A 14,032-nucleotide genomic window follows, 5' to 3' on the forward strand; every position below is an offset into this window, starting at 1 on the left:
GGGAAAGAAGCAGGAGATTAGAATCAAGATAAAAGAATAAGGACAATAAAGGAATGAACGAGAATAAAAACATACCCAATCAAAAGCACCCCCTTCAGGGGGCGGGGGGGGCTATTGTTGTGCTTGGCGCCGGCGAAAGCGGTGTGGGTGCGGCATACCTTGCCCAACAGCAGGGGTATGATGTTTTTGTTTCGGATTTTGGGGCTATTGCGGGCAACTATAAAAAACAACTGCAGGACTGGAATATCCGCTTTGAGGAAAATCAACATACCGAAGCCGAAATATTAAGCGCGGTTGAAGTGATTAAAAGTCCGGGGATCCCTGAAAAGGCCCCCGTTATAAAAAAATTAAAAGAAAAAGGTGTTCCTGTTATATCCGAAATTGAATTTGCAGGCAGGTATTGCAATGCCAAAATTATAGGTATAACCGGTTCAAACGGTAAAACCACTACCACGAGTTTAACTTACCACATTCTTAAAAATGCGGGTTTAAATGTGGGTCTGGCGGGTAACATTGGAAAAAGCTTTGCCTACCAGGTAGCCACCGAAAAATTTGAATATTATGTGTTGGAGCTAAGCAGCTTTATGTTGGATGACATGTACCGGTTTAAGGTAGACATTGCTGTTTTGCTTAATATTACGCCTGACCATTTAGACAGGTACGATTACAAGCTGGAAAACTACGCGGCATCAAAATTCCGCGTTACGCAAAATCAAACAGCGGCCAATTATTTTATTTATTGTGCCGATGACCCGGAAACCATAAAAGGTATGACCGGGCGCAGTTTTGAAGCGCAGCGATTACCATTTTCAATAGAAAAAAAGATTGAACCGGGAGCATATCTCAAAAACGACAATATTGTCATAAACATACAACAAGAACATTTTCAAATGTCAATTAAAGAACTGGCCCTGCAGGGTAAGCACAACATTTACAACTCCATGGCATCAGGTATTGTAGCAAAGGTGCTCGAATTGCGCAACGAATCGATGAGGGAGAGCATGGGTAACTTTAAAAACATCGAGCACAGGCTGGAGTCGGTTGGTAAAATATCAGGCATTAGTTTCATTAATGATTCAAAAGCCACCAACGTTAACTCAACCTGGTACGCTTTAGAGAGCATGACCACTGATGTGGTACTGATCCTGGGCGGTGTTGATAAAGGCAATGATTATGGTATGCTTAAAGAATTGGTAAAGCAAAAGGTTAAAGCTATTGTTTGTTTGGGAAAGGACAATAAACGGATCCATGATGCCTTTGAAGATGATGTGGAAGTGATTGTAAATACAGGATCGGCACAGGAAGCAGCGCAGGTGGCATTTCACCTGGCCACAAAAGGCGATACTGTATTGTTATCTCCCGCTTGTGCAAGTTTTGATCTGTTTAAAAACTATGAAGACCGCGGCAACCAATTTAAAGCAGCGGTAAGGGAATTATGAAAATGTTTAGATGTGCAAATATGCAGATGTGCGGATTAAAAGATGAATGTTAATGAATGAAAAGCCGAATTTGATTGTTGATTTAACCTTCAACTTTTCTTTAAAGATTATAGCATTTACGGAAGTGCTTGAGTCTCAAAGAAGATTTAATCTGGCTAATCAACTATTTAGAAGCGGTACATCAATAGGAGCCAATATTAGAGAAGCACAAGGGGCAGAAAGTAAAATTGATTTTAGGCACAAATGTAAAATAGCATACAAAGAAGCGCAGGAAACAGAATATTGGTTAATGCTATGCAAGCATGCAGAAAATTACCCATTCGAAGAGGAACTGTACGATTATATAAAATCAATAATAAAAGTATTAGGAAAAATAATTTCATCAACACATTAAAAAAATATTTGCACATCTGCACATTAGCATATCTGCACATACATTAATTATATGCATAGGATACTCAGTAATACAAAAGGCGACCGCTGGATATGGCTTATAGTCATATTGCTTTCTGTTATATCTCTATTGGCTGTATACAGTTCAACAGGTACGCTGGCCTATAAAAGAGGGGTTGGGGTCGAGTCGATCCTGATGAAACACCTGGCTATGGTTGTTGGGGGCATTGCGCTCATGTATATTTCGCATAAGCTCGATTACCGTTATTACGCGGGTATTTCAAAGATCATGATGATAGTTACCATACCATTGTTATTATATACATTGATATTTGGTAGCCACATCAACAATGCCAGCCGGTGGATCAATATCCCGGTAATAGGCCTCAGTTTCCAAACATCGGATCTGGCCAAGCTGGCACTGATCACTTACCTGGCACGTACGCTATCGCGCAAGCAGGAAAATATAAAGGATGTAAAAGAATCCTTTTTGCCTATCATGGGCTCTGTTTGTTTGGTGTTTATTTTGATAGCTCTGGCTAACTTGTCAACAGCGCTGATGCTGTTTGGGGTAAGTATTTTGCTGCTCATTATAGGGCGTATCAGCATTAAGCAAATAGCAGTGGTTTGCGGGGCCGGATTGATATTGTTAATGGGCGTTATCTTTTTGGGGCCGCGCAGGCACACCTATGTTTCGCGGGTGAATGTGTTTTTACACCCCGAGTTGGCCAAGGCTGATAAGTCATTCCAGTCTGACCATGCTAAGATAGCCATTGCCAGCGGAGGCTTTTTTGGCAAAGGCCCTGGTAACAGTACCGAAAGAAATTACCTGCCCGAGTCATACTCCGACGAGATATACGCCATTATCATTGAGGAGTATGGATTGGCAGGAGGCTTTGCCTTAATAGGCATTTACCTGTTTTTACTATACAGGTGTATAAAAATTGTGACGAAAGCCCCAAAGGCTTTCGGGGCATTACTGGCTTGCGGTTTAAGTTTTAGCTTAACCATACAAGCTTTTGCAAATATGGCCGTAGCGGTAGGTTTAGGCCCGGTAACAGGGGTGCCGTTACCGTTTGTGAGTATGGGGGGTACATCAATTTTATTTACAAGTGTAGCGTTTGGCATCATATTATCGGTAAGCCGTGATATTGAGGAGCCCAGGAAAGTGGTAGTAGGAGAGATCAGGACGGCGTAATAGCCCCCTAACCCCCTGAAGGGGGAACTATAGTGTATATAGAAACAAGGAATTAAAACAATGAAAAAAGAAAGCAATAATGTGAGTGACGCCAATCAAAAACTCCCTCTTCAGGGGGCTGGGGGGCGACCGCTGCGCATTATCATAAGCGGTGGCGGAACAGGAGGACATATCTTCCCGGCTATTGCTATTGCCAATGCTTTAAAAAATATTGATCCGGCTATTGAGATATTGTTTGTAGGGGCTAACGGGCGGATGGAGATGGAGAAGGTCCCGGCAGCCGGATATAAGATCATCGGTCTGGATATACAGGGCATACAACGTAATTCTATCTGGAAAAACGTGATGTTCCCGGTTAAGCTTGTAAACAGTGTTCGCAGGGCGCTTAAAATTATTAAAGATTTTAAACCCGATGCCGCGGTTGGTGTGGGTGGTTATGCCTCCGGGCCGCTGTTGTACGCTGCATCGTTAAAAAATATACCATACCTCATACAGGAGCAAAACTCTTATGCGGGTATCACCAATAAATGGCTGGGTAAAAACGCCAAAAAAATATGTGTGGCTTTTGATGGTATGGAAAAGTTTTTTCCTGCCGGTAAGATCATCAAAACTGGTAACCCCATCCGTAAGGACGCGGTGAATGTTGCAGGTAAGCACATGCAGGCACTTGAATTGTTCAAGTTATCGGCATTTAAGAAAACTATACTAATAACAGGGGGCAGTCTGGGTGCACGCACATTAAACAATAGTATAACGGCAGGATTGGATAAGCTGATAGCTGCTGATATTCAGATCATCTGGCAAACCGGCAAGTTTTACTATAAGCAGATCATTGAAAAACTTGGAGAGGATTACCACCCTGATGTGAAGATTAGGGAGTTTTTATCCCGTATGGATCTGGCTTATGCCGCTGCCGATATCATTATATCAAGAGCCGGTGCCGGTACCATTGCCGAGCTGTGCATGGTTAAAAAACCGGTGATCCTGGTGCCGTCGCCAAATGTGGCTGAAGATCACCAGACCAAGAACGCACTGGCCCTGGTGCAAGAGGATGCGGCAATATTTTTGGCCGACAGGAATGCCGAAACAAAACTGGTTGACCGGGCAATTGAACTTTTAGACGACAGAGATCTGCAAAAGAAACTGGGTACTAATATTGGTAAAATGGCTATGCCCAATGCCGATGAGGTTATTGCCCGTGAATTATTAAAGCTAACAATAAACAACAATTAAAATTATGGTCCTCCTTCTCCCCAAAAGGGGAGGGCCTTTTTTAAAACAAAAGAAATGGAACTACGCAACATACAAAGGGTTTACCTGATAGGTATAGGCGGCATCGGGATGAGCGGCCTTGCCCGATATTTCCATCATTTGGGTTGTATTGTTTGCGGTTATGATAAAACCTCGACCGATCTGACCAACGACCTGCATAACGAAGGCATACAAATTGTTTTTGACGACAAGGCAGAGTGGATCCCTATGAGCTTTCAACAGCCTTGCGACGATACACTTATTATTTATACACCGGCCGTACCAAAGGATTCGGTCATATTGAATTATTTTAAAAATAAGGGTTTTGAGCTGTTTAAACGCTCGCAGGTTTTAGGGTTGATCAGTAAAAGCTCCTTTACTATAGCCGTTGCCGGTACACATGGTAAAACTACCACCTCAACCATGGTGGCGCATTTGCTGAAAGATTCGGGCAATGATTGCTCCGCGTTTTTGGGTGGCATATCATCTAATTACCAAAGCAATGTGCTGTACGGCAAAAGTAATGTAATGGTGGTTGAAGCCGATGAGTACGACCGTTCGTTCCTGACCCTGTACCCTGATGTGGCCATCATCACTTCGATGGATGCCGACCACCTTGATATTTATGGCGATCATGCACACTTAACTGAATCATTTAAACTGTTTGCTTCGCAGATAAAAACCGGTGGTACACTGGTTCATAAAAATGGCTTGCCGCTTGATACCGGCTATACTTACGCCATTGATGATACCCATGCCGATGCCCATGCCGCAAACGTACGCATAGCAGATGGCGACTTTTATTTTGATTTTGTAAATGCCGATGTAACTATCCCCAACATAAAAATGGGTATTGCAGGTACACATAATGTAGAGAACGCTGTGGCTGCCATCGAGGCGGTTTTAAGGCTTAATGTGAGTACAGATGCTATTAAAAGCGCGCTGGGATCTTTCAGAGGGGTTAAGCGCAGGTTTGAGTACATTGTAAAAACACCACAGCATATTTATATTGATGATTACGCTCATCACCCCGAGGAATTAAGGGCTTGCATATCATCCATAAAAAGACTGTACCCTGATAAAAAGCTGACCATCATTTTTCAGCCGCATTTGTACACCCGCACCCGCGACTTTGCCGATGGCTTTGCCGAAGTGCTGGATATGGTTGATGAGCTTATCCTGCTGGATATTTACCCGGCGCGTGAGTTGCCTATTGAAGGCGTAACGTCAGACATGCTATTAAACAGAATGCAGCTGCAAAACAAACGAAAGTTGAGTAAACAGGAAGCATTGTATGCGGTGGCGCATGAAAAACCCGAATTGCTGCTTACCGTAGGTGCCGGGGATATTGACACATTGGTTCACCCTTTAAAGGAGATATTAAATCATGAATAAGAAACTCATTTGGAAGCGCCTGCTTGTTGGCTTTGCCTGGGTAATTTGCCTGGGTGGCCTCATAGCGCTCATGAGTTTCATCGAAATTAAAAAAGCCGCGGTTATTTGTACGGCTGTAAAAGTTAATATACCGGGCAGCCAGTATTTTATTGACAAGGAAGAGGTTGACCAGATATTGCAAACCAGCAGCCATACGCTGATAGGCCGCAAACTGGAAAAAATTAACATCCAGGAACTGGAAAACAAATTAAGAGCAAACCCATTTATTGAGTTTGCTAAGGTTTATACCGAAATGAATGGCGTTTTAAGGGTTGAAATAAGCCAGCGCCAGCCTATACTGCGTATCATGAACCATTATGATATGGATTTTTACGTTGACCAGCATGGCTTAAAAATTCCATTGTCGCCAAATTTTACGGCAAGGGTATTGGTTGCAAATGGGTTTATTGACGAGCTGTTCACTAACCATGTCGACTCGTTGCATACCAAACTGGCCAAAGACCTGTTCTTTACGGCCGATTTTATACGTAAAGACTCATTATGGGATGCGCAGATAGCACAACTGTATGTAAATAAAGACCGTGAAATTGAGCTGATACCACGTGTGGGCAATCAAAGGATACTGATAGGTAATGCCGATTCGCTGCAGGTAAAATTTACCAACCTGCTGGCATTTTATAAAGAAGTGCTGCCACGGGTGGGCTGGGATAAATACAGCATGATCAATGTTAAATACTCTGGCCAGGTGGTTGGTATTAAAAATGAAAATATGAAGGCAGATTCGATCAGGGCAAGTAAAGCTGCAAGCCTTAAACCCGACTCTGCTAAAATGAAAAAGGACACATCTCAAATTAATTAGGAATATGGACAAAAGCTCAACACAAGAAAAAAGTTCGCCAATTGTAGTAGGATTGGATATCGGGACTACTAAAATATGCGCCATTGTTGGTCGCAGGAGCAAGAACGGGAAGATTGAGGTATTAGGAATTGGCAAGGCCGAATCTGCGGGTGTTACCCGTGGTATGGTATCAAATATTGATAAAACAGTGCAGGGTATAACCCAGGCGGTTGATGTGGCCGGCGCACAATCAAATGTAGATATAAAGGTAGTGTTTGTGGGTATCGCGGGGCAGCACATTAAAAGCCTGCAGCACCGCGGTTTAATAACCCGTCGCGATCTGCAATCAGAAATTGGTCGTAAGGACATTGATAAACTGATTGAAGATATGTATAACCTGGTGATGCCTCCAGGCGAAGAGATTATCCATGTGCTGCCGCAGGAGTTTACGGTTGATAACGAGCCGGGTATTAAAGATCCTATTGGTATGGCAGGCGTAAGGCTTGAGGCCAATTTCCATATCATATCGGGCCAGGTTACGGCTATCAAAAATATTGTGAAATGTGTAAACAAAGCCAGTTTGGATAGTCAGGACCTTATACTGGAGCCGCTGGCTTCGTCAGAGTCGGTATTGAGCGAGGAAGAGAAAGAAGCGGGGGTGGCATTGGTTGATATTGGTGGTGGTACTACAGATGTGGCCATTTTCCATGAGGGTATTATACGCCATACTGCGGTGATCCCGTTTGGAGGAAACAGCGTAACCGAGGATATCCGCGAAGGCTGTTCAGTAATGCGCAACATTGCCGAGCAACTGAAGGTGCGTTTTGGATCGGCCCTGGCTGATGAGAATAAAGAGAACGAGATTGTTTGTGTGCCCGGTTTACGTGGCCGCGAGCCAAAGGAGATCTCGGTAAAAAACCTGGCTTATGTAATTCAGGCCCGTATGGAAGAGATTGTAGAGCATGTGTATTATGAGATCAAATCATCGGGTTACGAGAAAAAACTGATAGCCGGTATAGTTATTACGGGTGGTGGTGCGCAGCTTAAACACCTGCGCCAGCTGGTTGAGTTTGTTACCGGTTTGGATTGCCGCGTAGGTTACCCAACAGAGCATTTGGCTAAAAATGAAGTGCTGCCTAAAAACATTTATGAGGAGCTGCAAAGCCCAACTTTTGCTACAGGTATAGGCTTGTTGATAAAAGGTATCCAGAAAACGGAGTACATGAATGCGGCAAGCAATGCCGAAGCAAAAACAGAGAAACCCAAATACGAACCCAAAACTAAAGAAGGTGGTTTGTTTGACAGGTTGCTGAAAAAGAGTATCACATTTATTAAAGACGATATTAATGACGAGGACTTTTTGAAATAGTTTTTTAATTAGTATCAAGTAGTTAGTATCAAGTATCACGACAGAGCAAATTTTATGCAGCTTTCCAAAATCTTGATACATGATACTAACTACTTGATACCAAAAGGAGAATAATTATTCACAAAAATCAACTTTTCCACATTATTGACAATTGTGGAAAACCTTTGTGGAAAAAGTCCTATTATTACGATGGTAAAATCTAAATATTGGTTGGATCACATATAGCTGAAAACGAAGATTATGCAGTTTGAGATGTTAAAAGAAAAATCGTCAATCATCAAAGTAATTGGTGTTGGCGGTGGCGGCGGTAACGCGGTAAACCATATGTACAGGTCGGGAATCACCGGTGTTGACTTTATAATTTGCAACACTGATGCCCAGGCATTGGAGCTAAGTCCTATACCTAACAAGGTACAGCTGGGCGCCAGCCTTACTGAAGGAATGGGTGCCGGTTCAATACCCGAGGTGGGCAAAAACTCAGCTATTGAAAATATCGACGATATTAAGCAAATGCTGGGTGTTAATACCAAAATGCTGTTCATTACAGCAGGCATGGGTGGTGGTACCGGTACAGGCGCCAGCCCCATCATAGCCAAAGCGGCGCGTGAAATGGATATACTAACCGTAGGTATTATAACTACGCCATTTTCATTTGAGGGTAAACGCCGTAAAATGCAGGCTGATGCCGGTTTAGAAGAATTGAAAAAATATGTCGATTCGTTCCTGGTGATATCAAATGACAGGTTACGCCAAATATTCGGGAACTTAACCATGAGCTCTGCATTTGCGCAGGCCGATGATATATTAACAACAGCAGCTAAAGGCATAGCCGAGATTATAACCTTACCTGGTTATATCAACGTTGACTTTAAGGATGTGCGCACGGTGATGAAAGACAGCGGCGTATCCATCATGGGCAGCTCAACCGCCGAAGGCGAGAACCGCGCTTTAAAGGCTGTAGAGGGTGCTTTATCATCGCCATTGTTAAAGGATAACGAAATTGAAGGTGCACGATACATCTTACTTAACATCAGCTCAGGCCTTAAAGAGGTAACCATGGATGAAGTAAGCATCATTACCGACTATATACAGGAAGAGGCCGGTTTGGCTGCCGACCTGATTTGGGGTAATTGCGTGGATGATAACCTGGGCGAGCAATTATCGGTAACTATTATAGCAACCGGTTTCCAAACCAAGGATGAGCGTGAGAAAGAGAATAACAATAAGAAGATCATATCTATGCTGGAGCCCGAGGCTAAACCTTTGGTAAAACCAGTAAATGAATTTATTAACCCGGTAAAGGCCAACGCTACTGCCGAGCCCTACATCAAACAAAAAGACGAGCCAAAACAAACCGGCTTATTTGATATGTTTGCCCGCCCAGATGAAAAAGAAGAGGTGGTAATGAGGTATAACCTGGCCGAAGAGGACGCTGAGGAGGAAAATGAACCGGATACTGCAGGCTTTACCTTTAAAATGAGCGAGCCGGAATCATACACACCTGTTAAGGAAGAAAGGATGCCTGAACCTAAGCCGCAGCCTGAACCTGAGCCTGTGGTTGGAGCCGATGATCATAAAACAAACGAATCAATTGAGGAGCAACTTAAAAAATCGCGCGAGCGTATCATGCGCCTCAAAGACCTGAGCATGAAACTGCGTAGCGGTAACATACAGGAGCTGGAAAATGTACCGGCCTATAAACGTAAAGAAATAGCACTGCAGGAAACCCCGCAGTCTGACGAAAGTCAGATCTCGAGGTTTAGCCTGATTCCTGATAACGAAGGCAATACCGAGATTCGTAAAAACAATTCGTTTTTACACGATAACGCTGATTAGTATCAAGTAATTAGTATCAAGTATCAGGATAATTGAAAAGCCATTATAAAGAACCACAATTTTTATAATGGCTTTTGTAGTTAAGAGCATTCACAACTTGAATTGGCATTAAAGTCTTGATACTAACTACTTGATACTGGATACTTAGTTATAACCTATTCTAAAAAGTTATAGCTATTGTAGCAAGCAGTTCAAACGGCTATATTTGTATTTTTATAACTATCTAAAAAAGCATACGATTTTGGATCTATTTGATAAAATAACAAAAAGCTTGGGCGGCCCTATCGGGCAGCATCAAAAATGGTCACATGGTTATTTTTCATTTCCTAAACTGGAAGGGGAGATTGGGCCGCACATGGAGTTCAATGGCAAAGAGCATTTGATCTGGAGTCTGAATAATTACCTGGGCCTTGCCAATCATCCCGAAGTAAGGGAAGCTGATGCCCAGGCCGCTGCCGATTATGGAATGGCTTACCCCATGGGTGCTCGTATGATGTCAGGTAACTCCAAACATCACGAAGAACTGGAAAACAACCTGGCCGCTTTTGTTGGTAAACAAGCTGCTTTTTTATTAAACTATGGTTACCAGGGTATGGTATCTATCATTGATGCGCTGGTTGACAGGAACGATGTGATAGTATATGATGCCGAATCACATGCTTGTATCATTGATGGTGTACGTTTGCATATGGGTAAACGCTTTGTTTATCAGCATAACGACCTGGAAAGCTGCGAAAAACAACTGGAACGCGCAACCCGTTTGGCCGAGCAAACCGGCGGCGGCATATTGCTGATCACCGAAGGCGTTTTCGGTATGTCGGGTGTACAGGGTAAGCTGAAAGAGATTGTTGAACTTAAAAAGAAATTTGATTTCCGTTTACTGGTTGATGATGCACATGGTTTTGGTACTATGGGTAAAACAGGTGCTGGTACACATGAAGAGCAGGATTGTGTTGATGGGGTTGATGTGTACTTTGGTACTTTCGCTAAATCAATGGCAGGGATTGGCGCGTTTGTAGCTGCCGATGAACAGATAGTTCATTTTCTGCGTTATAATATGCGTTCGCAAACATTTGCAAAGGCTTTGCCTATGCCAATGGTAATAGGGCTGAAAAAACGTTTCGAACTATTAAAATCAAAACCTGAGTTGCGCGAAAAACTTTGGTTAATTGCTACCACATTGCAAAAAGGTTTAAAAGAACGAGGTTTTGATTTGGGTGTGAGCAATAGTATGGTTACCCCTGTGTTTTTAAAAGGCGACCTGTATGAGGCTACCAGCTTAACCCGCGACCTGCGCGAAAATTATGGCATATTCTGTTCTATCGTAATATATCCGGTTATTCCTAAAGGCCTCATTGTACTTCGGTTAATACCAACTGCGGCACATTCTTTAGAAGATGTACAACGTACGCTGGATGCATATAGCGAAATGGCAGAAAAACTAAAATCTGGTTACTATAAAGAAGACAAACTGGAAATAGCGTAATTGCTATATACTGCATATTGATAAAAAGGCCTCAATTTATTGGGGCCTTTCTTTTATTCCTTATAGTCCATCCCAATCGTTTTCCTGATAATCCAGTGGTTATTTTCATGTGACAGATAGAATTCAATTTGTGACCCAATGCCTGTCATTAGCATTCTTACATACGCTTTATTAAGATCATAACCAGCTATACTATCTGCTTTCAGAATGTACGGCATTTCGATATTTGAAAAGGTATCATATTCATATGGCTTATTCTTCAGGCTATCGGGTACAAATTTGTAGCTGACAGGGTGCTTGCCCCAATGAAATTTTTGATCATTATCAAAATATTTTGATTTTTCCAGCACCACTTTCGTGATATGATATGGATATGCCCGAGACATATTTACTAAATACGCGTTATACATTGAATCGATGCAGACCTGCGCAATCATAGCTGCTTTTTGGGTTGGATTAACACCAATTGAATCATGTTTTTTAGGGGGCTCGATACATGATGAAAATACAAGAAACAGGAACGCAAATTTCTTCATGGCTTAGGTTTATGAAAGGTAATTAAATATAATTATTTATCTGCAGAAAATCCCCAATAACATACCCTCGCAATGACGCGCGGATTAACCCTGTTCGGGGAGGGGTATGCACGCAAAAAAGCGAACATCCGAACGCTTCTTTTATATGGCAAATGAATGAAGGCTGATTCGGCCAGATATAAACCGGCTAACCTATCCGTTTTAGGTTTAAAAAATCATCAGAATATTTTATTGTTCAATTGCGCTCACACTTTTTATTACCATATTTGTTATCAAGCAGACTTTAACAATTCATTCATTAATATAATACACATGCAAGAATTAGACCCCTCCGTTCTACAGAAAGTAAACACGTGGCTTCAAGGCAACTACGATGCTGATGTTAAGCAGCAAATTCAAAAATTACTTGATGATAAAGCTTATACTGAGTTAACCGATTCGTTTTACAGGGATCTTGAATTTGGAACCGGCGGCCTCCGTGGTATTATGGGGCCTGGTTCAAATCGTGTTAATAAATATACTATTGGCACAGCTACCCAGGGTTTGGCAAATTACCTGAAGAAAACCTACCCAGGCGAAAAGATTAAAGTAGCTATAGCGCATGATAGCCGTAACAACGCCGATTTTTTAGCCACCACCACTGCCGAGGTTTTTTCGGCAAATGGTATTCATGTATATTACTTTGAAGCCTTACGCCCTACTCCAGAGCTTTCATTCGCCGTGCGCCACCTGGGTTGCAAAAGCGGAGTGATGCTTACCGCATCGCACAATCCAAAAGAGTATAATGGTTATAAGGCCTATGGTGATGACGGTGGTCAGTTTGTTGCGCCACATGATAAGGCTGTAATGGACGAAGTGGCGGCCATTAGCAGCATTGACGATGTGAAGTTTAACCGTGTTGACGAAAATATTGAAGTAATAGGTAAGGATATAGACGAGCTGTACCTGGCCGAGATCACCAAACTTTCGGTATCTCCCGAAGCTATCAAAAGACAAAAGGATCTTAAAATTGTTTACTCGCCAATTCACGGAACAGGGATTACCCTTACGCCAAAAGCACTGGAACTATTTGGTTTTGAAAACGTGATCCTGGTTGATGAGCAAACCACACCTGATGGTAATTTCCCAACAGTAGTGTATCCAAATCCCGAAGAAAAGGAAGCTTTAACACTGGCCCTGAAAAAAGCGCAGGAGGTGGATGCCGACCTGGTACTGGCAACCGATCCGGATGCTGACCGTGTGGGCATCGCTGTTAAAAATACCGAGAATGAATTTATACTGCTAAACGGTAACCAAACCGGCAGCATGCTTATCAATTACCTGCTTACTGCATGGCAGGATAAGGGCAAACTTACCGGTAAGGAGTATATTGTTAAGACCATTGTAACTTCAAACCTGATCGAGGCGATAGCCAAGGCCAAAAACGTTACCTATTATAATACCCTTACCGGTTTCAAGTATATTGGCGAGCTGATGACCCAGTTGCAGGGTAAGCAAACGTTTATTGGTGGCGGCGAAGAAAGCTATGGTTACCTGGTAGGTGAGCTGGTACGTGATAAAGATGCCGTGGTTTCGAGTGCCTTTATTGCCGAAATGACCGCTTACTATAAAGATAAGGGAAGCAGCTTGTTTGAGGCCCTTATTGATACTTACGTTCAGTATGGTTTCTACAAAGAAAAACTGATCTCCATTACTAAAAAAGGAAAAACCGGTGCCGAAGAGATCAAAGCCATGATGGAAAAATTCAGGACCAACCCGCCGGCTACCCTTGGCGGATCAAAGGTTATTACGCTAAAGGATTACGAAAAGCGTGTAGAAACCGATCTGAATACCAATACTACCAAAGCTATAGAACTGCCAACATCTGATGTGTTGCAATTTATAACCGAAGATGGAAGCATTATTTCTGCCCGTCCGTCGGGTACTGAGCCTAAGATTAAATTTTATTGCAGCGTGAACGGAAAGCTGGCTAATAAGGAGGCCTATAAAGAAACCGATCAGCAACTGGAAGCAAAAATTGATTCGATTATGCAGGATCTGGGGGTTTAATTTCTCTCCAAGAATAAACATAAAAGGCGCTTAATTTGAAGCGCCTTTTATGTTGATACCCGTTGTCATCCTGAACTTGTTTCAGGATCTCTCAGGACAGTCATAGATATGCTGTATACTTTGCATGTGGGATGCTGAAACAAGTTCAGCATGACAAGCCGGGCCTGCTAAAACCTTTTAAAATAAAATTTAATATCTTTCGGATAACCAATGGCTTTTATATTTTTACAGCCACCATTAAA

11 protein-coding genes are annotated in these 14,032 nt (G+C 42.5%); 10 read left to right on the forward strand and 1 reads right to left on the reverse strand.

The window, feature by feature from the left end:
- The first annotated feature begins 53 nt into the window (after window positions 1-53).
- From murD to M2273_RS05890, 9 genes are all read left to right on the forward strand, one after another.
- Window positions 54-1,439, forward strand: coding sequence for a UDP-N-acetylmuramoyl-L-alanine--D-glutamate ligase (murD, locus tag M2273_RS05850; protein ID WP_429394173.1), 1,386 nt, complete (start codon window positions 54-56; stop codon window positions 1,437-1,439).
- A gap of 52 nt (window positions 1,440-1,491) precedes the next feature.
- Window positions 1,492-1,833, forward strand: coding sequence for a four helix bundle protein (locus tag M2273_RS05855; protein ID WP_429394176.1), 342 nt, complete (start codon window positions 1,492-1,494; stop codon window positions 1,831-1,833).
- A gap of 51 nt (window positions 1,834-1,884) precedes the next feature.
- Window positions 1,885-3,030 carry an FtsW/RodA/SpoVE family cell cycle protein gene (locus M2273_RS05860; protein ID WP_429394178.1) on the forward strand — a complete coding sequence of 382 codons (1,146 nt, stop codon included), beginning with the start codon at window positions 1,885-1,887 and terminating at the stop codon, window positions 3,028-3,030.
- A 60-nt stretch (window positions 3,031-3,090) separates the two neighbouring features.
- Window positions 3,091-4,263 carry an undecaprenyldiphospho-muramoylpentapeptide beta-N-acetylglucosaminyltransferase gene (murG, locus tag M2273_RS05865; protein WP_429394181.1) on the forward strand — a complete coding sequence of 391 codons (1,173 nt, stop codon included), beginning with the start codon at window positions 3,091-3,093 and terminating at the stop codon, window positions 4,261-4,263.
- Between the two features lie 54 nt (window positions 4,264-4,317).
- On the forward strand, window positions 4,318-5,676 hold the full coding sequence (gene murC, locus M2273_RS05870; protein WP_429394184.1) for a UDP-N-acetylmuramate--L-alanine ligase: 1,359 nt from the start codon (window positions 4,318-4,320) through the stop codon (window positions 5,674-5,676).
- Window positions 5,669-6,535, forward strand: coding sequence for a cell division protein FtsQ/DivIB (locus M2273_RS05875; protein ID WP_429394187.1), 867 nt, complete (start codon window positions 5,669-5,671; stop codon window positions 6,533-6,535). The genes murC and M2273_RS05875 overlap by 8 nt, the downstream gene beginning before the upstream one ends.
- 4 nt (window positions 6,536-6,539) lie before the next feature.
- Window positions 6,540-7,883 carry a cell division protein FtsA gene (ftsA, locus tag M2273_RS05880; RefSeq protein WP_429394190.1) on the forward strand — a complete coding sequence of 448 codons (1,344 nt, stop codon included), beginning with the start codon at window positions 6,540-6,542 and terminating at the stop codon, window positions 7,881-7,883.
- Between the two features lie 240 nt (window positions 7,884-8,123).
- Window positions 8,124-9,719, forward strand: a complete 1,596-nt coding sequence (gene ftsZ, locus M2273_RS05885) for a cell division protein FtsZ (protein ID WP_429394193.1) — start codon at window positions 8,124-8,126, stop codon at window positions 9,717-9,719.
- A gap of 241 nt (window positions 9,720-9,960) precedes the next feature.
- Window positions 9,961-11,205, forward strand: coding sequence for an aminotransferase class I/II-fold pyridoxal phosphate-dependent enzyme (locus M2273_RS05890; protein ID WP_429394196.1), 1,245 nt, complete (start codon window positions 9,961-9,963; stop codon window positions 11,203-11,205).
- A 53-nt stretch (window positions 11,206-11,258) separates the two neighbouring features.
- Here M2273_RS05890 and M2273_RS05895 read toward each other — a convergent pair whose 3' ends face one another.
- Complete coding sequence (locus M2273_RS05895; protein ID WP_429394199.1) at window positions 11,259-11,741, reverse strand: hypothetical protein; 483 nt, start codon at window positions 11,739-11,741, stop codon at window positions 11,259-11,261.
- A 312-nt stretch (window positions 11,742-12,053) separates the two neighbouring features.
- On the opposite strand from M2273_RS05895, the gene M2273_RS05900 reads away from it, so the two are divergent.
- Window positions 12,054-13,790 carry a phospho-sugar mutase gene (locus M2273_RS05900; protein WP_429394202.1) on the forward strand — a complete coding sequence of 579 codons (1,737 nt, stop codon included), beginning with the start codon at window positions 12,054-12,056 and terminating at the stop codon, window positions 13,788-13,790.
- Window positions 13,791-14,032: the final 242 nt, after the last annotated feature.

The sequence above is a fragment of the Mucilaginibacter lappiensis genome, from assembly GCF_050433765.1.
GTDB lineage: Bacteria > Bacteroidota > Bacteroidia > Sphingobacteriales > Sphingobacteriaceae > Mucilaginibacter > Mucilaginibacter lappiensis_A.

Excerpts from the sequence above, each read along its gene's own strand:
- murD (WP_429394173.1), top strand. The coding sequence starts at position 54 with ATGAACGAGAATAAAAACATACCCAATCAAAAGCACCCCCTTCAGGGG.
- M2273_RS05855 (WP_429394176.1), top strand. The coding sequence starts at position 1,492 with ATGAATGAAAAGCCGAATTTGATTGTTGATTTAACCTTCAACTTTTCT.
- M2273_RS05860 (WP_429394178.1), top strand. The coding sequence starts at position 1,885 with ATGCATAGGATACTCAGTAATACAAAAGGCGACCGCTGGATATGGCTT.
- murG (WP_429394181.1), top strand. The coding sequence starts at position 3,091 with ATGAAAAAAGAAAGCAATAATGTGAGTGACGCCAATCAAAAACTCCCT.
- murC (WP_429394184.1), top strand. The coding sequence starts at position 4,318 with ATGGAACTACGCAACATACAAAGGGTTTACCTGATAGGTATAGGCGGC.
- M2273_RS05875 (WP_429394187.1), top strand. The coding sequence starts at position 5,669 with ATGAATAAGAAACTCATTTGGAAGCGCCTGCTTGTTGGCTTTGCCTGG.
- ftsA (WP_429394190.1), top strand. The coding sequence starts at position 6,540 with ATGGACAAAAGCTCAACACAAGAAAAAAGTTCGCCAATTGTAGTAGGA.
- ftsZ (WP_429394193.1), top strand. The coding sequence starts at position 8,124 with ATGCAGTTTGAGATGTTAAAAGAAAAATCGTCAATCATCAAAGTAATT.
- M2273_RS05895 (WP_429394199.1), bottom strand. The coding sequence starts at position 11,741 with ATGAAGAAATTTGCGTTCCTGTTTCTTGTATTTTCATCATGTATCGAG.
- M2273_RS05900 (WP_429394202.1), top strand. The coding sequence starts at position 12,054 with ATGCAAGAATTAGACCCCTCCGTTCTACAGAAAGTAAACACGTGGCTT.